We start from the raw sequence: 22591 nt of genomic DNA on the forward strand, positions 1-22591 counted from the left end.
CAACTTCTTGGGGGCAGTCCATACCTGTGGGAGCGGGCGTGCCCGCGAAGGAGCCGGTGGCTGGCAACACAATTTTCACAGACCCAGCGCAAAGATTCGTTTCTGGTAACCATTACAATGGCACCTGAGCGCCAGCAAGAGCGCCTTCCCGACCTGATGACGAGGACCGATCATGGTTTCATCCAACCCCGCGACCCATTACGCGCGCCTGTCCATCGCCCTGCATTGGCTGATGCTGGTGCTGCTGGCTGCTGTCTATGCCCTTATCGAACTGCGTGGGCTGTTTCCCAAGGACAGCGCCGAACGCAACCTGATGAAGGACCTGCACTTCATGCTGGGGCTGAGCGTGTTCGTGCTGGTCTGGCTGCGTCTGGCCATGCGCCTGAGCCGTCCGACTCCGCCCATCGTGCCAAAACCACCAGCCTGGCAGACCGGCCTGGCGCACCTGATGCACCTAGCGCTTTACCTGATGATGATCGGTCTGCCGCTGGCCGGTTGGTTGATCCTCAGCGCCGCCGACAAACCGGTGCCGTTCTTCGGCCTGGAGCTGCCACATCTGATCGGCCCGAACCCGGACCAGGCCAAGTTCATCAAAGGCTGGCATGAGCGTATTGGCAGCTGGGGCTACTGGCTGATCGGCCTGCATGCACTGGCCGGGCTTTACCACCACTATGTGCAACGCGACAACACGCTGTTGCGCATGCTGCCCTACAAGTAACCGCGTCGGCCCTGCAGGCCACCCGTGTGCACGAAGATCAGGCGGCTGCCGGGCTTGAACTGCCCGGCAGCAACCTGATCACGCAAGGCCAGCAGAGCCTTGCCGGTATAGAGGGCTTCGAGCGGCACGCCAGTGCGCCGCTCGCAGTCGGCGATGAAGGTCAGTAGCTCATCGTCGAATTTTCCGAAACCGCCACGGCAGGCGTCGTACAGCTGGTAGCCGTGCGTGCCGGCCAGGGCTGCCACCGTCTCTGGCACCCCATGATCCCTGGGCACTGCCAACGCACCATGTACGGCATGTGCACCCGCCTCGGCCAGCACAAGGCCGGCCAAGGTAGTCCCCGTTCCAGCAGCCAGCCACCAGGCGTCATGGTCTGACCAGCCCAATCCCGCGATCTGCTCGCGCGCCTGCTGCATGATCAGTGCGCAGCCCTGCGCACCGGCCAGCCCGCCGCCCCCTTCGGGGATGCAGTGCCAGCCTGGATAGCGTGCTTGCCAGGGTTCCCAGAAACCGGGTTCGTTGCGTGCACGGTAGCCGCCGTAGCCTAGCCAATGCAGTTCCATGCCCAGCGCCTGCAGGTCACGCACGGTTGGCGTGTCCTGGGCATGGCCGCGTAACAGGCCGACAGTGGCGAAGCCGAAACGCTTGCCGGCAGCGGCCAAGGCGTGCAGATGGTTGGAATGGTTGCCGCCGAGGCTGATCAGGCCCGGGGCATTGCAGGCGACGGCCTGTTGAAGGTGGTGGCGTAGTTTGAACCACTTGTTGCCGCTGATCAGCGGGTCGATCAGGTCCAGGCGCAGAATGGCGGCCTGGACCTGGGCTTGATTCAGCCAGGGTAAGTCCAGAAATTGCAGCGGGGCTTGGGGAAGGTCGAATACATGCATGGATCGCAGTTTACAGGGAAAGCCCGGAAGCGCTTGCAGGAGCGGGTTCGCTCGCGAACACCGACAAAGGCGGTGCCATCCAACGCGTCGCCTATTTCGCGGGCATGCCCGCTCCCACACGTGCAGGTGTCGGGTTCACGCAGTCCCAACGACCTCAGAGCTCAGCCGCCAACCGCGAGCCTTGGTTGATCGCTCGCTTGGCATCCAGCTCGGCCGCCACATCCGCGCCACCAATCAGGTGCACCGACTGCCCCGCCGCCTCCAGCCCTTCCTGCAGCTCGCGCAGCGGATCTTGCCCGGCACAGATCACCACATTGTCCACCGCCAGCACCTGCGCCTCGCCGCCGTCCACACGAATGTGCAGGCCGGCATCGTCGATAGCCAGATACTCGACGCTGTTGAGCATCTGCACCCCTTTGTTTTTCAACCCGGTGCGGTGAATCCAGCCGGTCGTCTTGCCGAGCCCGTCACCCACCTTGGATTTCTTGCGCTGCAGCAGGTACACCTGCCGTGCCGGGGCGTGCGGCTCGGCCTTGATCCCGGCCACACCACCTCGCGCCTGAAGCTGGGTGTCGATGCCCCACTCTTTCCAGAATGCCCCTCGGTCCTGACTGGTGGCCACGCCCTGATGCACCAGGTACTCGGACACATCGAAGCCGATACCTCCCGCGCCAATCACGGCCACCGACTTGCCCACCGGCTTGCGCTCGAGCAGCACGTCCAGGTAGCTGAGCACCTTGGCATGCTCCACGCCCGCAATCGCCGGGGTACGCGGGGCGATGCCGGTAGCCAGGATGATTTCATCAAAGCCGCCGCCCACCAGTGCCTGCACATCCACGCGGGTATTCAGGCGCAGGTCGACGCCCGTGCTTTTGACCTTGTTGCGGAAGTAACGCAGCGTTTCAAAGAATTCTTCCTTGCCCGGCACCCGCTTGGCGACGTTGAACTGGCCACCAATCTCACTGGCGGCGTCAAACAGGGTCACCGCGTGGCCCCGCTCGGCCGCCACGGTGGCCGCCGCCAGGCCAGCCGGGCCGGCGCCTACTACGGCAATGCGCTTCACCGCACGTACAGGCAGGTAGTTGAGTTCGGTCTCGTGGCAGGCACGCGGGTTGACCAGGCAACTGGTCAGTTTGCCGCCGAAGGTGTGGTCCAGGCAGGCCTGGTTGCAGCCGATGCAGGTGTTGATTTCATCCGCGCGACCGGCAGCGGCCTTGTTGACGAAGTCTGGGTCGGCGAGAAACGGTCGGGCCATCGAGACCATGTCCGCATCGCCCTCGGCCAGCACCGCCTCGGCCACTTCCGGGGTGTTGATGCGGTTGGTGGTGATCAGCGGAATGCTCACCACGCCCCGCAACTTGGCGGTGACTTTGCTGAAGGCCGCACGCGGCACTTTGGTGGCGATGGTCGGAATACGCGCCTCGTGCCAACCGATTCCGGTGTTGATCAAGGTAGCGCCGGCCTGCTCGATGGCCTTGGCCAGCAGCTCGATTTCGTCCCAGGTGCTGCCACCCTCGACCAGGTCGAGCATCGACAGGCGGAAGATGATGATGAAGTTCGGCCCTACCGCGCCACGCACCCGGCTGACGATTTCCACTGCCAGGCGCATGCGGTTTTCATAACTGCCGCCCCAGCGGTCGGTGCGGTGGTTGGTGTGGGCGGCCAGGAACTGGTTGATGAAGTAGCCTTCCGAACCCATGATCTCGACACCGTCGTAACCGGCACGCTGGGCCAGCACGGCACAATTGACGAAGTCGGCAATCTGCTTCTCGATACCCGCCTCGTCCAGCGCCTTGGGCTTGAACGGGTTGATCGGCGCCTGGATCGCGCTAGGAGCCACCTGTCGTGGGCTGTAGGCGTAGCGCCCGGCATGCAGGATCTGCAGGCAGATCTTGCCACCGGCAGCGTGCACCGCCTCGGTGACGATGCGGTGCTTGTCGGCCTCTTCCTCGGTGCTGAGCTTTGCCGCACCGGAATACACCCCGCCTTCATCATTGGGCGCAATGCCGCCAGTGACCATCAGGCCAACGCCACCGCGCGCGCGCTCGGCAAAGTATGCAGCCATGCGCTCGAAGCCGCCGGGGCGCTCTTCGAGGCCGGTGTGCATCGAGCCCATCAGGGTGCGGTTGCGCAAGGTGGTAAAGCCCAGGTCCAGCGGGGCAAGCAGGTGCGGGTAACGGTCGGCGGCCATGGAAAGGTCCCCTGATGGCGTGATCACGGAATGCGGGCACCTCACTGGGTGGCGGGCCCCGTCGTTTGTCTGTCTGCGACATTAAACAGCCGTTTGAATTGCCTCAATGATCGAAACTGACAAGTTAATGATCATGATGAACATCGAGACTGCCCGAGGACTGGTGAATCAGCCCTGCCGGTATCAGCTGGACCTGGGCTTGCACTTCAATCTGAATGGGTCACGGGTGCGGTGTTTGCTGACCGGCCTGTCCACCACCTTTGCCGGATACATTCTTGAAAGGGCCTAGGGTCATCGGATGTTGCGGTGGCCGGGTTGCTGTGCGCCTGCGGCAATTCACAAAGCAGGCATTTAACCACGCGGCAATTTAAGAAACGTCTCAAAGCCGGGGGCGGCCCAGCTGTCTAGGATGCTCAGGCCCTTCCCTGTCAACCTCACCGGAGCCCTGCCCTGACCATGTCGCGCTTGCTTCATACCCTCTCGCGCCCAGCCATGGCGGCGCTGGTGCTGATGGGCCTGGCGTCCAGTGCCTGGGGCCAGCTCAAAGTCGAGGGCACCCGCCTCATTTACCCAGGCTCGAACAAGGAAGCAAGCATCAGCGTGGTCAATCGCAGTGACCTCGACACGGTCATGCAAAGCTGGGTCAGCAGTACCGACGAACGCGCCGATGCGCCCTTCGCCATCGTCCAGCCGTTGACATTGATACCGCCCAACGGCCGGCACATGCTGCGGGTGCTGTACGCCGGCAAGGGCCTGCCCGAGGACAGGGAGTCACTGTTCTGGCTGAACATCCTCGAGATCCCGCGCAAACCCGAACAGGCCAATACCCTGCAATTCGCCGTTCGCCAGCGCCTGAAGCTGTTCTACCGCCCCGCCGGCCTGCCAGGCTCGGCCAGCGAGGCGGTCGAGGGCCTGGCATGGCGCGCACGTCAGCCTGGCCTGATCGAAGTCAGCAACCCGAGTGCCTTTCACGTTTCGCTGGTCAACCTCCAGCTCGACAGCCCCGGTCAGTCGCGCCAGCTTGCGGACTACGTCCTGCTGCGCCCGGGGGCATCGCTCACCCTCAAGGCGCCCTCGCCCCTGCCCGCGCAAAGTCGCGTGGCGTTCAGCGAACTCACCGATATCGGCCTGCAGAAGCGCCACCACATCGCGCTGCCGTGAACACACCGCCACAGGACACCCACTCATGAACCTGATCCAGAAACACTTGCTTGGCCTGCTTTTCGTCGCCGCCAGTTGCCCCACCACCAGCTATGCGCTGTCCTGCAAGCTGGACCCGTCCATGGCGACGGTATTCAAGGAGGCACTGGGCACTGCACTGGCGGTACCGGCCGACGCGCCCGACGGCACGATCATCTGGGAGTCGGCACCACACTCGCTTCCGGTCATCTGCGCCGACGACTATGAAACCGGCATCAAGGAAGATGTCTATTTCTATGTCAACCCGGCCAAAGCCAGTATAGGCAAGGGCATACGGGTCGGGATTCGCTACGGCTCGCAGAAAATCACTCAGACTTCGGGCGCCGTCACCACTGGCTACAACTCGTTTCATGGTTGCGACTGGGCGAACTGTACAGGCTGGTACAAGGCCCGCTTCACCCTGAACTTTACGGTGTTCATCGAAAAGTACGGCGCAACGCCAACCAACGGACAAGCCAGCACGCTCAGCGAATACCGGGTATTCCAGCTGGACGGCGGGTACATGCTCAACCCCAAACCCGACAGCAACCTCAACTATGTCGTCACCGGCATGAACAACATCCGCTTCGTGCCTTGCTCTCCCGAGTTGACCATCTTGCCTTCGGTGGTCAATTTCCGCCGTGCCCTGGCCAGCTCGGCACAGGTCGGCCAGGTCGCCAGCTCGGCCAGCTTCAGCCTCGACCTGACCAGATCCTGCGACACGCCCTACACCGTCAGCGCCCGCTTCACCCCAGTCGCAGGCAGCGCCAGTGTCATCGACAAGCTGCTGGTGCCCGCCAACAACACCTCAGTCGGCATCGCCCTGACCCAGCAGGACAGCAACCAGCCGGTGCCTTTCGCCACCTGGTTCAAGCTGGCCGACCTGGCTGCGCCGGGCGTGATCCACAACCCGTTCCGCGCCGACCTTATCTGGCGCTCGGCGCCCATTTCCGGTCCGTTCGAAGCCACGGCGCTGGTCGACCTGTACTACCAGTAAAACCTTCGGCCAGGCGGCCTTTAAGGATCGTCTGATGTCCAGTTGCCAGCGGCCTGCCTACATTTGCGGGATGCGACTCAAAGCCTACCTGCAACAGATCAACCCCCTTCTCTCCAACCCCGAGGCAGCACGCCGCCTGCTTCGGCTGCTGGCAATTGTGCTATCGGCCGGCATTCTCGGCGCGGCCTACAATTTCCTGTCCTTTACCTTCAACACCGATATCGCTCGGCGCCATGGCGCCATGAGCAGCGCGATCGCCGAGGCCCATACCTTCTTCACCAACCGCGAGGCGCTGCTGGAGAGCCTGAGCCTCGCAGCCGTGCGTCAAACGGCGCCGGGTGTCGACTGGCTGCCCCTGGCACCGGGCGAGGAAGTGCACCTGCAACTGGGCAGCCAGCCGGGCAAGCGCTGGAGCCTGTGGCTGACCCAGCGCATGTGTGCCTACCTCAAGGCCCGGCAGGTCAACCTGCTGTACGTCGACACAGCGGCTAAGGCCCCCATGCGCTGGCTGTACAACGCTGACGCCCAGGCCTCGCTGCCCTCATCTAGCCTGCTGGAGCAACTGCGCGCTGCTGGGCAGCGGGCCACGGCCCCTCGGGAACTGTGGCTGGCCGACCAGGGCGCCCAAGGTTCGCGCCTGTTCATCTTCCTGCGCCTGGACGCACGCGACCCGGACTCTGGCTGGCTGGGCCTGGAAATCGACAGCCATGCAGTGTCGCCGTCACTCGAGGATGCCAGCGCGGGTAAATTCATGATGTTCAATGCCGACGGCATGCTGGTGTTCACCAACACCCCAGGCCCGACGCTGGACCGTTCGCTGCGCCATCCCGTGGGTAACAACTTCTTCGGCTTCGCCGGCCAGGGGCTCCTGCCAGAGTACCTGGTCATCAGCAAGCCGTTGATGTCTTCGGACTGGCAACTGGTTTACGCAATCGACCTGTCCGCGATCCTCGCCGGTCTGTGGCAGCAACTGCTCGGTGCCCTGCTGTTCTGCGTGCTCAGCATCACCTTGATACGGGTGTTGATCCAGCGATTCGACCAGCGCTTGTTCACCCCCACGGTCGAACGCATCCGTGCGCTGGTGGAAAGCGAGATGTTCAGCCGCGATGTCATCGAAACCGCACCTGTCGCCCTGTGCGTGTTGCGCCGTAGCGATGGCCAGGTGGTGCTGGAGAACCACCTGGCCCAGCAGTGGCTGGGCCAGGACCCGGCACGCGGCGCGCGCAGCGCGCAATGGATCGAGCAGGCTTTCGAGCGACACGAAGACCAGTGCAGCGACTATTTCGAGAGCGCCGAAGGCCGCCACCTGTACCTGAGCTGCTCGCCAACCCGCTACAAGGGCGAGCAGGTGCTGCTTTGCGCGTTCAGCGACATCAGCGCACGCAAGCAGATCGAGGCCGCGCTGGACGACGCCCGGCGCGCGGCCGACACCGCCAACGAAGCAAAGACACAGTTCCTGGCGACCATGAGCCACGAAATCCGCACACCGCTGTACGGCGTGTTGGGTACCCTGGAGCTGCTATCGCGCACCGTGCTCGACGCCCAGCAGCGCGATTACCTGCGGGCAATCGAAGGCTCCTCGTCAACCTTGCTGCAGTTGATCTGCGACGTGCTGGACGTGTCCAAGATCGAGGCCGGTCAGCTGGCCCTCGAACTCAGCGAGTTCAGTGCCCCGGATCTAGTCCGCGAGGTGGTCCAGGGCTACAGCGCGGCAGCCAGGAGCAAGGGGCTGCAGCTCTACAGCTGCCTGGACCCACGCCTGCCCGAACACCTGATCGGCGACGTCAACCGGATCCGCCAGATCCTCAACAACCTGCTGAGCAATGCGGTCAAGTTCACCGATTGCGGCCGCGTGGTGCTGCGGGCCAGGCTGCTCAACCGCGACGGCGAACGCTCCTGCCTGTTGTGGCAGGTCTCGGACACGGGCAAGGGCATCGCCGAACAAGACCAGCCGTTCATCTTCGACCCTTTCTACCAGACCGAAGGTTATAGCCAAGTCATCCCCGGCACCGGGCTCGGCCTGCCGATCTGCCAGCGCCTGACGCAATTGATGAACGGCCAGTTGCGCCTGGTCAGCGAGCTGGGCCTGGGCAGCAGCTTCAGCCTGACCCTACCCCTGGAAGTGGCGTCAGGCCGCACAAGCGCCCCGTTCAACCTGCTGGGCGAACGCATTCACGTGGTATCGCCAGTACACGAACTGGCTGAAGCCATCAGTGGTTGGCTCTGCCGCTGGGGTGCGCGCGCGCAGGTCGGCGCGCCGGCGCCAGGCAGCGCCCTGCCCGGCGAACTGCTGGTTGAGTTGCATCCCGGCAATGTAGAACGCTGGCTGGTCGCCGAGTGGCCCGGCCCGCGAATCCTGGCCAGCGCCCAGGACTGCTGGGAGGCGCGGCACGAGGCCGGTCACTGGCAGGTCAACCTCAACGACCTGGGTGCCCTGCACCATGCTGTCGGTCAGGCCCAGGGCCTGCGCCGTCCCAGGGACCCCGCCGCGCCGGCCCCCTTGGTCGAGCCGCTCGGGCTGCACGTGCTGGTTGCCGAGGACAATGTCATCAACCAGTTGATCCTGCGCGACCAGCTCGAGGAGCTCGGCTGCAGCGTAACCTTGGTCAGCGATGGCGAGCAGGCCTTGCAAACCTGGCAGCGCGAGCATTTCGACCTGCTGCTGACCGACGTCAACATGCCCGGCATGAACGGCTACGAACTGACCCGGGCCCTGCGCCAGCTGGGCTGCTCCCGCCCCATCGTCGGCGCCACTGCCAATGCCCTACGCGGCGAGGAAGAACTGTGCCTGGCCGCCGGCATGGATCGCTGCCTGATCAAGCCCTTCAACCTGCAAGTCCTGTTCAACTGCCTGGCCCCGTATCGAGGTAGCCCTTGAAGACCTTTAACATCCTGATCGTCGAAGACCACCCCTTCCAGCATATGTACCTGCAACACTTGTTCAGCGAGCTTGGCAGCTTCAACCTGGAAGCGGCCCGGGATGGCCAGGAAGCGCTGGAGCGACTGCGCCAACGTGACTTCGACCTGGTCCTGACCGACCTGCTGATGCCCGGTATGGACGGTGTGCAGTTCATCCAGCACCTTGCCGGCCTGCGTCACAAGCCAGGCCTGGCGATCATGAGCGTGGCCTCGCGGCGCATGCTCATGGCGGCGAGCCTGGTGGCCAAGAACCTCGGCGTGGACGTGCTCGGGCTGATCTCCAAGCCGGTCGAACCCGCCGCGCTGCGCAGCCTGATAGACCAATTGCAGTTGCACCATCAGGCACCGGCCCAGGCGGCACCGGCCACGCCCGAGTTCGATCGCCAGACCCTGGTCGATGCCTTGAACAACCGCGCTTTCCAGGCCTGGTTCCAACCCAAGAAGTCCTTGCACAATGGTCGCATCGTCGCAGCCGAAGCCCTGGTGCGCTGGATGCACCCGGAGCAAGGGGTGTTGCTGCCAGGCGCCTTCCTGCCAACGATCAATGCCTACGGCCTGGAGGAAAGGCTGCTGTGGGTGATGCTCAAGCAAGCCATGGATGCCCAGGCGCGCTGGCGCGAACGGGGCTATGACATCCCGGTCTCGATCAACCTGCCGACCCACCTGCTGAACAGCCATGACCTGGCCGACCGGCTGCTGGAATTCGTCCTGCACCATCAAGGCGTGCCCGGCAAGCTGTGCTTCGAGCTGATGGAATGCTCCATTCCCGAAGAGCTGAGCAACTTCTATGCAGGCGCCTGCCGCTTGCGTATGAAAGGCTTCGGCCTGTCCCAGGACGACTTCGGCAAAGGCTACAGCTCGTACATGAGCCTGGTCTCGACGCCCTTCACTGAACTGAAGATAGACCGGGCGCTGGTGCAGCGTTGCGATGAAAGCGAGAGCCTGGCCTCGGCCTTGGCCAGTATCGTTGCCCTGGGTCGCAAGCTCGGGCTCACCGTGGTCGCCGAAGGGGTCGAGACGCATCAAGAGCTCGAAATGCTGCGCAAGGTCGACTGCAACCAGGTGCAGGGCTTTTTGATCTCCCATGCCGTGTCGGCGGAGCAGTTCCAGCGCCTGCTGCACAACGACGGTCCCCCGTCAGCCTACTGACCGGCTGTAACTCACAGCGCCGGCCGGGCATCAAAGGTAATATTCGTTGGGTATCGATGCCCCCACGCCCTTGCGGACCCTTGCATGAAACAGTACAACGCCCTGCTGGAAAACCTGGCCCGCAGCTCTCTGCGCCTGAACAAAGGCATGACCGTCCTGCTGAGCCTGGCGCTGCTGCTGGCCGGCTTCAGTCTCTGGTCGCTCGAGCGCCTGATCGACGAACACAGCGACACGGTCAGCATCCATTTCGCCCGGCTGATGGAGAATGTCCAGGAGCAGGAAACCTTCCTCGAGGCCCTCGTGCAACGCAGCGCCAAGGGGGAGCTGCTCGACTACCCACGTGCGCTCGAGCCGGCGCTGGCACCAATGCCCGAGGAAGGGCCGGACATATACAAGGGCCAAATCTTTCCATTTTCCATGCCGTTCAGCCTCAAATTCGACCCGCACAACCTGGCTGACCGCGAAGTATCGGACATCTTTACCCTGGGGGCGAACTTGGCCAGCTTCTACAGCATGTTCTGGTCGGCCTCTCCGTACCGTTCGCCACAGGTGTTCCTGTTCTCGCCGGATGCCCGTTACGACATCACGGTTCCCGCCGCAGGACGCGGGCGGGGCAAGCTGGAGAATGAACCGTTCATCGATGTGATCAGGCAGGTCATTGCGCGCCAGCCTCAGGACAACGACTGGGGCCCAGGCAGCAGGATCGTCTGGCGCAGCTATGTCGAGCAGCCGGACCAGGCCTCCCCGCCACGCGTGCTGGCCTACGCCAACGTCCCCCTGCACTCGGGCAAGGCAGAAGGCCAAGCCACGCAAGTGGCGTCGCTGGTGGACCTGGCCCAGATCGATGATTTCGAACGCATCATGGACTGGACCGTGTATGACCACTTCAACCTCATTGCCCCATCCGGCGAGGTGCTGATCGGCGCGCCCACGCCCCTGAAGGGGGTGCATGAAGGCCTCAACATCAAGCCCGAAGGCCTGGTGTTCCGTCTCCACGAACAGGCCAACGGTGGCTGGAGTGCGATCTACACCGTGACCTACCGGCACTTCTTCCGTTACGCGTTCTGGTCACTGGCCAGCATCGCCGCCACGTTCCTGGTGCTCATCGGGCTGGGCCGGGTGGCCATCCGTTGGTATCAGCGCCAGGTCATCCTGCCTGCGCGCGCGGCCCACGAGGTCATCACCGAGAGCGAGGCCTTCAGCCGGGTGGTCATCGACACCGCACCGACCGGCCTGTGCGTGGTCCGCAGCGCCGACAACGAGGTGCTGCTGGAGAACCAGCGGGCGCAGCAATGGCAGGGCACTCGCGAGCTGGTCAGTACCCTCGCCTCGGCAGTGGGCAACACCCGCAGTGGCGAGCACTACCTGCAGGTCGAAGGCCGCCACCTGCAGGTCGGTTTCGTGTCGACCCGCTACCACGGCGAAGACGTGCGCCTTTACGCATTCAACGACGTCACCCGCCACGTCGAGGACGCCCAGGCGCTTGACGAAGCCCGGCGCGCCGCCGACGCCGCCAATACCGCCAAGACCCTGTTCCTGGCCACCATGAGCCACGAGATCCGCACCCCGCTGTACGGCGTGCTGGGCACCCTCGAGCTGCTTGGCCTGACGCACCTGGATACACGCCAGCAAGGCTACCTGCACACCATCCAGCGCTCCTCGGCAACCCTGTTCCAGCTGATCAGTGACGTGCTCGACGTGACCAAGATCGAATCCGGGCAGATGGCGCTCGAACCCGTGGCGTTCTGCCCGCTGGACATGCTCGAGGACACCGTGCGCACCTATCGCGCCTTCGCCGAGCGCAAAGGCCTGTTGCTATATGCCTGCCATGACGCCCGCCTGCCGACGCAGGTGGTGGGCGATCCGATACGCATCCGCCAGATCCTCAACAACCTGCTGAGCAACGCCATCAAGTTCACCGACACCGGCCGGGTGGTGCTGCGCACCCGCGTGCTGGAGCTCGACGACACCCACGTGCGCCTGCAATGGCAGGTTGCTGATAGCGGCATTGGCATTTCCCAGGCGCAGCAGGCCAGACTCTTCGAGCTGTTCTATCAGGTCGCCGACGCTTCCAGCGAGGGCGGTGCAGGCCTGGGCCTGCCGATCTGCGGCTGGCTGGCCGACATGATGGGTGGCCAGATCAAGGTGGTCAGTGAGCCGGGCCTGGGCAGCAGCTTCTCCCTCAACATCAGCCTGCCACTGGCCCAGGGGGCACTGAGCGACAGCCCAAGCGCAGTGCCCGACTCGACCCCGGTATATGTGCGTGCGCCGATACCGGAGCTTGCCCAGCATGGCGTTGACTGGCTGCAGCGCCTGGGTATTGCCGCAACCCTGACGATTCCACCGCTGGAGAAGGACAACCACCAGGCCCTGCTGGTAGACCTGCTCGACTGCCCGGACGCTGGCACCTGGCATGGCCAGCGGATCTGCGCCAGCAGCGACGGCCCTGCCCCCGGCGCGTTCGTCGACGGCTGCTGGCGGGTAGACCTGCATGACGTGCGGGCCATTGCCCAGCTCATCGCGGTGGTGCGCCAGGGTGGGTCGCCCGATGACCAGAACACCGCGCAGCAGCAACGCGCCGCTTTGCGCCTGCATATCCTGGTGGCCGAGGACAATCCGATCAACCAGGCGATCCTGCAGGAGCAACTCGAGGCGCTGGGCTGCACCACGGTGGTCGCGGCCAACGGCGAACAGGCCATGCAACGCTGGCAGCCAGGCCTGTTCGACCTGGTCCTGACCGACGTAAACATGCCGTTGATGAATGGCTACGAACTAGCCAGGACCCTGCGCCAGCACGACGCCCGGTTGCCGATCATCGGCGTCACCGCCAATGCACTGCGCGAAGAAGGCCAGCGTTGCCTCGAGGTGGGCATGAATGCCTGGATGGTCAAACCGTTGAGTCTGCAGGCATTACGCAGCCATCTGGTCCGTCTGTGTCGGCCAGCACTGGCCGAAGCGCCCAGCCGTGCGCAAGCGGACAGCCTCAGCGCCTCAACCTCCGCTGCAGCCACCGATACTGTGCAAGTGTCCGACGCCATGCGCGCGCTGTTCATCAGCACCCTGCGCGAGGATATGCAGCAGTTGCGCCTGGCCCTTGAGCAAGGCGACCAGCGGCGCCTTGGCGAGCGTCTGCACAGCATCGCCGGCGCCCTCGGCGCGGTACAGGCCCGGCCTCTGGCCGAGCAGTGCTGCGCACTGGAGTCCGCACTGGCCGACTCGCCGCTCGACGCGGCCCTGGCCGATAAGCTGTGGGGGGTACTGGACAGGCTGTCAGCAATACTCGATGCCCTCGCATAGAATCAACTTCAGCGCTGATAACGCATGGAAACAACCCTCCCATCCGCACCGGCTAACGGGTCGTCTTTTATGGAAAAACTCAAGGTCATCATCGCCGACGATCACCCCATCGTGCTGCTCGGCGTCCGGGAACTGGTCGAACGCGACCCACGCTTTAGCGTGGTCGGCGAAGCCGTCTGTTCGCAAGGGCTGATAGAGCTGCTCGAACGCCAACCCGTGGATATGGTCATCTCCGACTACAACATGCCGGCAGACTCACCCTACGGTGACGGCCTGAAACTGATCGACTATCTCAAACGTCACTATCCCGCCGTCCGCATCCTCGTGCTGACCATGATTTCCAACCCGCTGATCCTGACACGGCTGCAGGAACTAGGCGTGGACGGCGTGATCCAGAAGAGCCAGTTGCATGGTGAAATCGAAAAGGCCCTCAATGCCGTCGCTCGCAACAGCACCTACCGGGCGCCGGCACCGGCTAGGCAATCGGTGATCGCCTGTAACACCGCCATCGATCAACGAGTGGAAAACCTGTCACCCAAGGAATTCGAAATACTGCGCCTGTTTGTTGCCGGACAAAGTGTCAGTGAGATCGCCCGCAGCCAACATCGAAGTACCAAGACCATTAGTGCACAGAAAGTTTCCGCGATGCGCAAACTTGAAGTGAACAGCGACCAGGAATTGTTGGCCTACTGCTTGGCGAGTCATATCTTTAATTAACTAGCGAGCGTCATTGTCCGACCATTAAGATTCGTCTGATGGGCCAGAGAAACCACCTGACTTATTGTGAGCGTGCATTAAGTTGCAGCACTTACTCACTCTCATGTGGACATCAATATGAATAAATTTTCCCTGGCCGCCCTGACCCTCTCGCTCCTGACCGCTTCGGCCGGTGCACTGGCCGTCGAGGCAACCGGGCCAGTCACCGGTGGCAGCGGCAAGATTTCCTTCACCGGCGTGATCAACAATGACGCCTGCTCGGTCGATGGCGCCAACGCCGACCGCATGATCGCCGTGGACATGGGCAGCGTCTCGATCAAGGACATGGGCACCGCCGAGAACCCGACGGCGGGCCGCGTGACCGGCAAGGACTTCAACCTCAACGTCAACTGCAACCTCGGCACCAAGGTGGCGATGATCTTCGATGCCAACAGCGGCGGCTCGGGCCTGGTGACCGGCAAAAAGGTCCTGGCCCTGACCAAAGGCACCGGCACTGCCGCCAACGTTGGCATTGCCCTGCTCGACCCTAATGGCAACCTGATCGACCTCAGCTCGGCCGCCACCGCCAAGATCCAGAGCGACGTACACGGTACTGGCGCCGAGGGCGGCGACGCCACCCTGAGCTTCTCTGCGGCGTACGTAACCACTGGCGCCGCCGGCACTGCCACCGCCGGTCGTGGTGACGCCACCCTGCCGTTCATCCTGCAGTACGAGTAATCACCTCGCCACTGTTCCCTGCGCGAGGCTGACCAGCCTCGCCACTTCTTCGCCCCGCAAGGTATCCAACCATGTTGCGTCGTTCTCTGTATCCCGTTCTCGGGTTGCTGGGCATGCTCGTCGCCGCCCAGGCAGCTGCCAGCATCTCCCTGAGCGCTACGCGCGTCGTGTTCGACGGTGCGTACAAAGAAGCCAATGTCATCGTGCGCAATGGCAACCAGGAAGTCCTGGTGCAATCCTGGGTGGATGCCAGCGACAGCGCACAGGCGCCGTTCGCCATTACTCCACCGTTGGCCCGGGTATTGCCCAAGCAGGAACAACTGCTGCGCATTCTCTACGAAGGCCAGGGCCTGCCGACCGATCGCGAGTCGGTGGTCTGGCTCAATGTCCAGGAAATTCCGCAAGCCAGTACCAAGGCCAATACCTTGCAGTTGGCGGTGCGCCAACGTATCAAGATTTTCTTCCGCCCGGCCAACTTGCCCGGCAATGCCCTGCTGGCCCCCGAACAACTGGTCTGGCAATTGACCCAGCGCGCCGGGAAGCCACAACTGACCGTGACCAACCCCAGTCTGTATCACGTGTCGATGGCCGATATCGAACTTAAACGCGGAAAACAAACGGTGCTCAGCGCCGATTCGGCCATGATCGCCCCTGGCGAACAAAAGACATTCACCTCGGCATTATCCCAGATGGACAGCCCGCTGACGCTGACGTTCAAGAGCATCAACGACTATGGCGCCCAACATGGATATTCGTTGCGTTTGAACACTGCCCAGCCGGGTAGCGCCAAGCCTGCCGAACCCGCCATCACCTTGTGAAATCGTAGCCCCCACCTCGTGCCCTGGTCGCGTGCGGCCTCCCCGTGCCCAGCCCGTGCCGGGATATGAAATAGGTTTCTGGTATGTCTCTGTCCATCGCCCCCCACCCCGTCGAGGGAGCCGATGCAGGCGCGCACGCGTTCAGTGGCGGCACGCTTCGTCCGGCCTGGAAGCTCAACGCCCTGTCATTGGTCATCTGCACCGCGCTGCCCAGCCTTGCAACGGCGCAGGACGCCGCCCACCTGCCGGGCTTCAACACCACCTTTCTACAGGGCGCGCAATCGGCGGTCGACCTGCAAATGCTGCTGTCGGCCAACAGCGTGCTGCCGGGCAACTATCGGGTAGACCTGTACAGCAACGAAGTGCTGGTAGGCCGGCGTGATATCGAATTCAACCGCAACCCACAGACTGGTCGGGTGGAACCCTGCCTGACCCTGGAACTGCTCGAGCAGTTGGGCATCGACATGGACAAGCTCAAGGCACAGGGGCGCCTGGATACCGCCCTGGCCTGCCACGACCTGGCCGCACTGATCGACCAGGCCAGCCTGAGCTACGACTCGGGTCACCTGCGCCTGTCCGCCAGCATCCCGCAGGTCGCCATGAAACGCGGCCTGCGCGGCTACGTCGACCCACAACTGTGGGACGCAGGGGTGTCTGCAGCGTTCGTGAACTATCAGTTCAACACCAACCGCAGCGCCGGCGATGCCGAGACCCGCATCGCCAACAACCTGAGCCTGCGCAACGGCATCAACCTGGGCAGCTGGCGCTTGCGCAACGAGTCGAACTTCAGCAGCGGCACCGGGCAGCCGGACACCTTCAAGAGCAACCGCAGCTATGTGCAGCACGACGTGACCGCGCTCAAAGGCCAGTTCAGCGCCGGTGACATTTTCAGCGACACAGACCTGTTCGACAGCGTGCGCTATCGGGGCCTGAAGCTGGCTTCGGACGAAGGCATGCGCGCCGACAGCGAGCGCGGCTACGCACCTGTGGTGCGTGGCGTGGCGCAGACCAGCGCCAGGGTCGAGATTCGCCAGAACAACTACGTGCTCTACACCGCCAACGTACCGCCCGGCCCGTTCGAGATCAGCGACATCTACCCCAGCGGCTCCAATGGCGACCTGGAAGTCACCATCATCGAGGCCGACGGCCGTCGGCGGGTCACCGTGCAGGCCTTCTCCAGCCTGCCGCTTATGGTCCGTGGCGGTCAGGTCAAGTACAGCCTGTCCGCTGGACGCTACAACAGCAACACGGAGGGCCTGGCCACGCCGAAGATGCTCAGTACGACGCTGGCTTACGGCCTGACCAATACCGTGACGGGCGTCGTTGGCCTGCAAGCCACCCAAGACTATAAGGCAATGGCCGTGGGCAGCGGCCTGAACACACTGCTGGGCGCCTTCTCGCTCGATGTCACCCACTCCTCGAGCAAGGCCCAGGGCCAGACCACCCAAGGCAACAGCCTGCGGGCGCTATACGCCAAGACGTTCACCGGCACCGACACCAACTTTACCCTGGCCGCCTACCGCTATTCCACCGAGGGCTTCCGCACCCTCACCCAGCATGTCGAGGACCTGAGCGCCAACGCGATCAAGCGCAGTGGCAACTCCAAGACCCGCACCGACCTGACCATCAACCAGAGCCTGGGCCGCAACCGCGCGTTCGGCAGCCTGTACCTGACGGCCACCGACCAGCGCTACTGGAACCGCGGCGGTTCGCAGAGCCTGACCGCCGGATACAGCAACAACTGGGGCGAGATCTCCTACAACCTCGACGTCAGCCGCACCAAGGAGCTGGGGACCTCAGGCCCTTCGGGGCAAGATACCCAGCTCAACCTGTCGGTGTCGTTCCCGCTCGGCAGCCGCGCCCGTGCACCGCGGGCGTTCGTCACCACCAGTACGCAGAAGGGCAACGACACCACCCAGGCCGGCATCAACGGCTACCTGTCAGAGACCAGCGACACCTTCTACTCGATCCAGGGCGGCCACAGCCGCGCCAGCGGCAGCTCGGCATCGGCCAACCTGAACACCCGCACCTCGGTCGCCGACATCAGCCTGGGCTATAGCCAGGGGCGCGGCTACGACTCGCAGAACTTGAACATTGCCGGCGCCGTGGTAGCGCACCAGGGCGGTATCAACCTCGGCCAGACGCTCAGCGAAACCTTCGCCCTGGCCGAAGTGCCGGGCGTTAAGGGCGCAAAGATCAGCAGCTATAGCGGTGTGGAGACCGGGCGCAATGGCTATGCGGTGATCCCCAACGCCCAGCCCTATCGGGTCAACTGGATCAGCCTGGACACCCGTGACCTAGGGGGCGACATCGAGATCGACAACGCCACCCAGCAACTGGTGCCTCGCCGCGGCGCCGTGGTGCTTGCCCGCTATACCGGCAAGAGCGGGCGTCGGGTGCAGTTCGAGCTGTTCGACGAGCGCGGTCAACTGATACCGTTCGGGGCCTCGGTCGAGGACGCCGCGGGCCAGCAACTGGCAATTTCCGACCCGAGCGGCAAGGCGTTGTTACTACTGGAACAGGACCAGGGCAGCCTGACCATCAAGTGGGGTGAGCGCCAGTGTTCGGCACCTTACAACCTTCCGGAACGGGACAAGGCAGTTAACTATGAACGTCAGCGCCTGGCTTGCCGGCCGTGACACCAGGACTTGTCTGCAGAGAATGCTCATAAGCGCCCGGTAGCTTTGGTATGATCAAACGCGACTCTGCAAGAAGGCAGCGCAACAAGGATTCCGATGCTGATGAATAGGGCCGCACCATGCCCTTGATTTCCTGCATGGCCACTCCACTTTTAGCGAATACCCACGCTTGATGCGAAAACTCCTGGCAAGCGCCCTGGCGCTGGTGATGATCGCCGCCGTCTGCGGCTACGGTTTCTGGACCCAACAGCGCCCGGAAGGCCACTACCTGTCCGACCTGCGCATCGAACTGGCGCTTAACCATGGCGTACCGGGCGAGCACGGCAACTTGCTCGGTGTCGAACCACTGCTGTTCCCAGGCGACTATCAGAACTTGCAACGCTTGCACCGCAAGCTCGCCGCTTATCTGGAGCAAGCCCGTGCCCAGGGGCTGGTGGGGCCGCGCACCGTGGTGGTGCTGCCGGAGCATATCGGTACCTGGCTGTGGGCGCGCGGTGAGAAGAACGAGCTGTACCAGGTCAGCCACAGCCGCGAGGCCCTGCAATGGCTGGAACTGAGCAACCCGCTTCGCTACGGCCTCGCGGTTCTTGGCGCTGAGGGCGACGACTGGCGTGCCGATGCGCACTTGCGCATGAAGGCCGAGCAAATGGCCACAGACTACCAGCAACTGTTTGGCGGCCTGGCAAAGGAATTTGGCGTCACCCTGGTGGCCGGTTCGATCGTGCTGCCCGAACCCTATGTGAAACAGGGCGTGCTGCATGCCGGCCGTGGCCCACTGTTCAACAGCAGTGTGGTGTTTGCCGGCGATGGCTCGCTGCTGGGCGAGCCGCAGCGTCAACAATATCCCGACAGTGAAATGCGCCGCTACATCCACGACGGCCGCCAGCACCCGCTGCAGGTCGTGCAGACCCCGGCCGGGCGCCTGGGGGTGCTGGTGGGCAGTGACAGCTGGTACCCGGACAACCACCAGCAACTGACTGAACAAGCCGTACAACTGGTCGCCAACCCGGCGTTTCTCAGTGGCAAGGGCAGCTGGCAAGCACCCTGGCGGGGAAATCGCCACCAGGATGCCAGCGCCGGGTTGGCACTGCAGCGCGGCGAAGTCAGTGAACAGGCGGCCTGGCAACGCCTGACCGAAGTGGCTGGAGCCGGCATCAGCAGCATGAGCGTGTTCATGCGCGGGCAGTTCTGGGAACAGGGCAGCGATGGCCAGGGCTTTGCTCACCAGTCGGGAGCGTTGCTCGCCGCCCCACCCAGCCCGGGTGCTCGCCTGCTGAATGTGTGGCTGTAAGCCCATGGCCCGCCCCCGCGTGCGCCTGGGCGAGCTGTCGGTTGGTTTTGTCCAGCCTTTGAGCGAAGCCCTGCGCGAACTGGGCCACGACCCTGAACCTTTGCTGCGCCGCTACGGCCTGGATGCGACACGGCTGAGCGAGGCCGGCGCACGCCTGTCCATCCCCCGCTACATGCACCTGGGCCACGCCGCTATCGAAATGAGCGGTGAGGCCGCTTTAGGTCTGCGCATAGGGCGCCTGAGCCGGTTGGCACATACAGGTCTGGCCGGGGTCACTGCGGCCCAGGCCCCCACTCTCGGCGAGGCCGCGCGCACCCTGCTGCGTTTCGAGCCGCTTTACGCGGCCAACTACCGTGGCCATTCCAGCTTTCAGGAAGATGACCAGGGCGCCTGGCTGCGTTTCTACTCCATCAGCCCATATAACGACTACAACCGCTTTGTGGTCGACTCACTGCTGGCCGGGTGGCTGGCCCAATTGGCCGACCTTGCCGGCACCCCGGTGCAGGCCGAACGCCTGGACATCGAGTTTGCCGCGCCCTCCTATGCCGCGCGCTATCAACCACTCTGCAGCACACCTGTGCAGTTCGCCGCGGACGGCAATCAGCTGCGCCTGAGCCGCGCCACCTTGCAACTGGCCAACCCCGGGCATTGCCCGAGTACCTGGCAGCACCTGTTGCAGCTGTGCGAAGCAGAGTTGCTGCAGCGCACGCGGGTGCGCAGCCTGGGTGAGCGCATTACTCACCTGCTGGGCCCGCTGCTCAATGGCGGCCGTGAACCGGACCTGGAGGAAGTGGCGCTGCACTTGCAGCTGCCAAGCTGGACCTTGCGCCGCAAGCTCGCCGAGGAAGGCACGCGCTTTCGCGACCTGCTCAACGAAACCCGGCGCGACCTGGCCGAGACCTACATCCGTGACACGGCGCTGGCCTTTGGCGAGATTGCCTATCTGTTGGGGTTTGCTTCGGCCGAGGCCTTCCAGCGCGCATTCAAGCGCTGGACGGGCCTCACGCCGGGGGAGTTCCGCCGCAGCCAGCGGCAGCCGGGCTAGAGTTCGGTGGCGTCGTCGGCCGGTTCCGGGGTGTCCAGTTCGTAAGCCTGGGTTTCGAGTAGTTCTTCCTGGTATTCATCCATTGCCCTGCGTCCTCTTTGCTCATTATGCCTTTGTAGGTATCGCCTTCAGCCTAAGCAGGTGGGATGAAGGGATGATGACAAGCTTATGAGAGGTAAACGTAGCAGGTGTTCAGGAGGTTATCGCGGGGCGTCTGTAACAGGGGATGTTTACAGCCTGAACCGGCCCTTTCGCGGGCTGCCGGCAAAAGGGCCGGTTCAGGCGACCAATCAAAGGGAGGGGGCTGCGACCTCCGCCGACTGGGCATCCTGCTGCACCTGAATCGGCGCAGCCTCCACCGGTGGAGCCACCGGTTGTGAACCCTGGCTGTCATCCACCACCGGAGCCACCACTGCCTCAGTGGTCGGGGCAACGGCCGCTGGCGCAGTCTCAGCCACAGGCGCAGGAGCCGGCGCCACCGGGTTCGCCGCAGCCTGCTCCGGCAGCCCCAGGTCCACCGCCGGCTTTTCCACCTTGGGCGCCTCGACCTTGGCCTTTTCGACCTTCTTCGGCTTGGGCAGGTAACTCTCGACCAAGGCAAAATAGCGGTCATAGAACTGCGCCGCGGTCACCGTCTCGCTAGCTACCTTGACCATCGAGTCGTCACTGGAGCCGATCGGCATCGACACCGAACCCAGCACTCCCACGCCCAGGCTGGCGGAGGTGTTGGACTTTTTCAGCGCATAGCGGTCCTGCAGGGCGTTGGCGAACATGGTCGAGTGCTGGTCGTCGCTCACGTCCGGTGCACAGGTGACATTGAAGCTGATCTGCAGGTGGTTCTCGCTGTTTTGCTGAAAGCTCTTGTTACCCACCACCTGGTTGGCGCCGCTGCTGGTGATGATATACCCCTGGCTGAGCAAAGCACGCCGGGCGGCCTCGCAAGAGCCGGCATCGCTCACCGGAAAGCTGCGCGAGAAGGTGCCCGAGTCATCGAAGTTCTCGTGCTCATAGACGGCCGCTTTTTTCGAGGAACAACCGGTCACGCCCGCCAGCACCAGGGCCAGCCCGAGCGCACCAAAGACGGAAGATCTGGTCATTGCGAATTCCGGGTATGTGAGGGAAGTGCCTATTGTGCAACACAGCAGGCAGGCACAGGAACCACTGGTCGGTGAAGAATCTGTAAGCTTGGTGTAGAACCGGGTAAAGGCCGGCATTTGCCAGGTGCACCAACGAAAAAAGCGACCCGAAGGTCGCTTTAACGTTGCTTCAAGGCGTTCATGGGGCCTTGAAGCGAAGATGGCGCAGCGGACGGGACTCGAACCCGCGACCCCCGGCGTGACAGGCCGGTATTCTAACCGACTGAACTACCGCTGCGTATCATTCAGGCTTTCGCCCGATTGAAAACTGGGTCTACCCTTTCCGACACAATGGCCTCAGGGCAGGCACAAAAAAAGCGATAACGTGATCGCTTCTCTTGTGTTTGCTTCAAGGCGTTCTAGGGACCTTGAAACGAAGATGGCGCAGCGGACGGGACTCGAACCCGCGACCCCCGGCGTGACAGGCCGGTATTCTAACCGACTGAACTACCGCTGCGTATCGTTCAGGCTTGCGCCCGATTGAAACTGGGATCAGCCCAAGGTGTTTGCCTTGTGGCCTCAGACCGGTGCAAGGCACCCATCTGTTACTGAAAAATGGCGCAGCGGACGGGACTCGAACCCGCGACCCCCGGCGTGACAGGCCGGTATTCTAACCGACTGAACTACCGCTGCGCAGTGCGTTCCTCTCTGGCTATCGGCTTCTTGCGAATCCGATACTCCAGGAACATCTCAGGAAGTGGTGGGTGATGACGGGATCGAACCGCCGACCCTCTGCTTGTAAGGCAGATGCTCTCCCGGCTGAGCTAATCACCCTCGCGATGTTGCTTGTTGCGTTTGCTTCGCTGAGGCCGCGAAATTTACGCAGGTGACGAAGCTAAGTCAATAGCCCCATTGAATTTTTTTCAAAAAGGCAACGTGAGGTTATTGCCTGTG

At 63.3% G+C, this 22591-nt stretch carries 15 protein-coding genes and 4 tRNA genes; 12 read left to right on the forward strand and 7 right to left on the reverse strand.

Annotated elements, in window-relative coordinates:
- Positions 1 to 172: 172 nt before the first annotated feature.
- Positions 173 to 718 (forward strand): cytochrome b, encoded by a 546-nt coding sequence (locus QCL51_RS17410; RefSeq protein ID WP_021784071.1) that lies wholly within the window; start codon positions 173 to 175, stop codon positions 716 to 718.
- On the opposite strand, the gene QCL51_RS17415 is transcribed toward QCL51_RS17410, so the two are convergent.
- Positions 709 to 1602, reverse strand: coding sequence for a pyridoxal-phosphate dependent enzyme (locus tag QCL51_RS17415; RefSeq protein ID WP_021784072.1), 894 nt, complete (start codon positions 1600 to 1602; stop codon positions 709 to 711). The genes QCL51_RS17410 and QCL51_RS17415 overlap by 10 nt on opposite strands.
- A 154-nt stretch (positions 1603 to 1756) precedes the next feature.
- A complete protein-coding gene (locus QCL51_RS17420) occupies positions 1757 to 3793 on the reverse strand; it encodes an NADPH-dependent 2,4-dienoyl-CoA reductase (protein WP_103443913.1) in 2037 nt (678 codons plus the stop codon).
- 456 nt (positions 3794 to 4249) lie between these two features.
- Between QCL51_RS17420 and QCL51_RS17425 the strand changes: the two genes are divergently transcribed.
- The 11 genes from QCL51_RS17425 (at position 4250) to QCL51_RS17475 (ending at position 20561) form a co-directional block, all read left to right on the forward strand.
- Positions 4250 to 4954, forward strand: coding sequence for a molecular chaperone (locus tag QCL51_RS17425; protein WP_323600566.1), 705 nt, complete (start codon positions 4250 to 4252; stop codon positions 4952 to 4954).
- Between the two features lie 25 nt (positions 4955 to 4979).
- Entirely contained in the window at positions 4980 to 5969 is a 990-nt protein-coding gene (locus tag QCL51_RS17430; protein WP_319298389.1) for a fimbrial protein, read from the forward strand.
- Positions 5970 to 6039: 70 nt separating this feature from the next.
- Positions 6040 to 8847: an ATP-binding protein gene (locus tag QCL51_RS17435; RefSeq protein WP_338444896.1), complete on the forward strand. Its 2808-nt coding sequence runs from the start codon at positions 6040 to 6042 to the stop codon at positions 8845 to 8847.
- Positions 8844 to 10037 carry an EAL domain-containing response regulator gene (locus QCL51_RS17440; RefSeq protein ID WP_319298390.1) on the forward strand — a complete coding sequence of 398 codons (1194 nt, stop codon included), beginning with the start codon at positions 8844 to 8846 and terminating at the stop codon, positions 10035 to 10037. Before QCL51_RS17435 ends, QCL51_RS17440 begins: the two co-directional genes overlap by 4 nt.
- Before the next feature lie 84 nt (positions 10038 to 10121).
- Positions 10122 to 13334 (forward strand): response regulator, encoded by a 3213-nt coding sequence (locus QCL51_RS17445; RefSeq protein ID WP_319298393.1) that lies wholly within the window; start codon positions 10122 to 10124, stop codon positions 13332 to 13334.
- A gap of 69 nt (positions 13335 to 13403) precedes the next feature.
- Positions 13404 to 14051: a response regulator gene (locus QCL51_RS17450; RefSeq protein WP_012053262.1), complete on the forward strand. Its 648-nt coding sequence runs from the start codon at positions 13404 to 13406 to the stop codon at positions 14049 to 14051.
- 117 nt (positions 14052 to 14168) lie between these two features.
- Positions 14169 to 14768 (forward strand): fimbrial protein, encoded by a 600-nt coding sequence (locus QCL51_RS17455; RefSeq protein WP_323600564.1) that lies wholly within the window; start codon positions 14169 to 14171, stop codon positions 14766 to 14768.
- Between the two features lie 71 nt (positions 14769 to 14839).
- Complete coding sequence (locus QCL51_RS17460) at positions 14840 to 15586, forward strand: molecular chaperone (protein ID WP_338443835.1); 747 nt, start codon at positions 14840 to 14842, stop codon at positions 15584 to 15586.
- Positions 15587 to 15669: 83 nt separating this feature from the next.
- A complete protein-coding gene (locus tag QCL51_RS17465) occupies positions 15670 to 18225 on the forward strand; it encodes a fimbria/pilus outer membrane usher protein (RefSeq protein ID WP_323600562.1) in 2556 nt (851 codons plus the stop codon).
- A gap of 172 nt (positions 18226 to 18397) precedes the next feature.
- Positions 18398 to 19516, forward strand: coding sequence for a nitrilase-related carbon-nitrogen hydrolase (locus tag QCL51_RS17470; RefSeq protein ID WP_021784076.1), 1119 nt, complete (start codon positions 18398 to 18400; stop codon positions 19514 to 19516).
- Between the two features lie 4 nt (positions 19517 to 19520).
- The gene (locus tag QCL51_RS17475) at positions 19521 to 20561 is read left to right on the forward strand and encodes an AraC family transcriptional regulator (protein ID WP_028698028.1); all 1041 of its coding nucleotides are present in this window, start codon (positions 19521 to 19523) and stop codon (positions 20559 to 20561) included.
- Positions 20562 to 20851: 290 nt separating this feature from the next.
- On the opposite strand, the gene QCL51_RS17480 is transcribed toward QCL51_RS17475, so the two are convergent.
- The 5 genes from QCL51_RS17480 to QCL51_RS17500 all read right to left on the reverse strand — a co-directional run bounded on the left by QCL51_RS17480 (position 20852) and on the right by QCL51_RS17500 (position 22471).
- Positions 20852 to 21658, reverse strand: a complete 807-nt coding sequence (locus QCL51_RS17480) for a DUF2242 domain-containing protein (RefSeq protein ID WP_021784494.1) — start codon at positions 21656 to 21658, stop codon at positions 20852 to 20854.
- A 200-nt stretch (positions 21659 to 21858) separates the two neighbouring features.
- Positions 21859 to 21935 (reverse strand) — tRNA-Asp (locus tag QCL51_RS17485).
- Between the two features lie 142 nt (positions 21936 to 22077).
- Positions 22078 to 22154: transfer RNA gene (locus QCL51_RS17490), tRNA-Asp, on the reverse strand.
- Positions 22155 to 22253: 99 nt separating this feature from the next.
- Positions 22254 to 22330, reverse strand: a tRNA-Asp gene (locus tag QCL51_RS17495).
- A 65-nt stretch (positions 22331 to 22395) separates the two neighbouring features.
- A tRNA-Val gene (locus QCL51_RS17500) sits at positions 22396 to 22471 on the reverse strand.
- Positions 22472 to 22591: the final 120 nt, after the last annotated feature.

It is taken from the genome of Pseudomonas sp. LTR0 (assembly GCF_036630035.1).
Lineage (GTDB): Bacteria > Pseudomonadota > Gammaproteobacteria > Pseudomonadales > Pseudomonadaceae > Aquipseudomonas > Aquipseudomonas putida_Y.

Bases quoted from the DNA above. Each gene is read 5' to 3' on its own strand.
- QCL51_RS17410 (WP_021784071.1), top strand. From the start codon at position 173: ATGGTTTCATCCAACCCCGCGACCCATTACGCGCGCCTGTCCATCGCC.
- QCL51_RS17415 (WP_021784072.1), bottom strand. From the start codon at position 1,602: ATGCATGTATTCGACCTTCCCCAAGCCCCGCTGCAATTTCTGGACTTA.
- QCL51_RS17420 (WP_103443913.1), bottom strand. From the start codon at position 3,793: ATGGCCGCCGACCGTTACCCGCACCTGCTTGCCCCGCTGGACCTGGGC.
- QCL51_RS17425 (WP_323600566.1), top strand. From the start codon at position 4,250: ATGTCGCGCTTGCTTCATACCCTCTCGCGCCCAGCCATGGCGGCGCTG.
- QCL51_RS17430 (WP_319298389.1), top strand. From the start codon at position 4,980: ATGAACCTGATCCAGAAACACTTGCTTGGCCTGCTTTTCGTCGCCGCC.
- QCL51_RS17435 (WP_338444896.1), top strand. From the start codon at position 6,040: ATGCGACTCAAAGCCTACCTGCAACAGATCAACCCCCTTCTCTCCAAC.
- QCL51_RS17445 (WP_319298393.1), top strand. From the start codon at position 10,122: ATGAAACAGTACAACGCCCTGCTGGAAAACCTGGCCCGCAGCTCTCTG.
- QCL51_RS17450 (WP_012053262.1), top strand. From the start codon at position 13,404: ATGGAAAAACTCAAGGTCATCATCGCCGACGATCACCCCATCGTGCTG.
- QCL51_RS17455 (WP_323600564.1), top strand. From the start codon at position 14,169: ATGAATAAATTTTCCCTGGCCGCCCTGACCCTCTCGCTCCTGACCGCT.
- QCL51_RS17460 (WP_338443835.1), top strand. From the start codon at position 14,840: ATGTTGCGTCGTTCTCTGTATCCCGTTCTCGGGTTGCTGGGCATGCTC.
- QCL51_RS17465 (WP_323600562.1), top strand. From the start codon at position 15,670: ATGTCTCTGTCCATCGCCCCCCACCCCGTCGAGGGAGCCGATGCAGGC.
- QCL51_RS17470 (WP_021784076.1), top strand. From the start codon at position 18,398: ATGCGAAAACTCCTGGCAAGCGCCCTGGCGCTGGTGATGATCGCCGCC.
- QCL51_RS17475 (WP_028698028.1), top strand. From the start codon at position 19,521: ATGGCCCGCCCCCGCGTGCGCCTGGGCGAGCTGTCGGTTGGTTTTGTC.
- QCL51_RS17480 (WP_021784494.1), bottom strand. From the start codon at position 21,658: ATGACCAGATCTTCCGTCTTTGGTGCGCTCGGGCTGGCCCTGGTGCTG.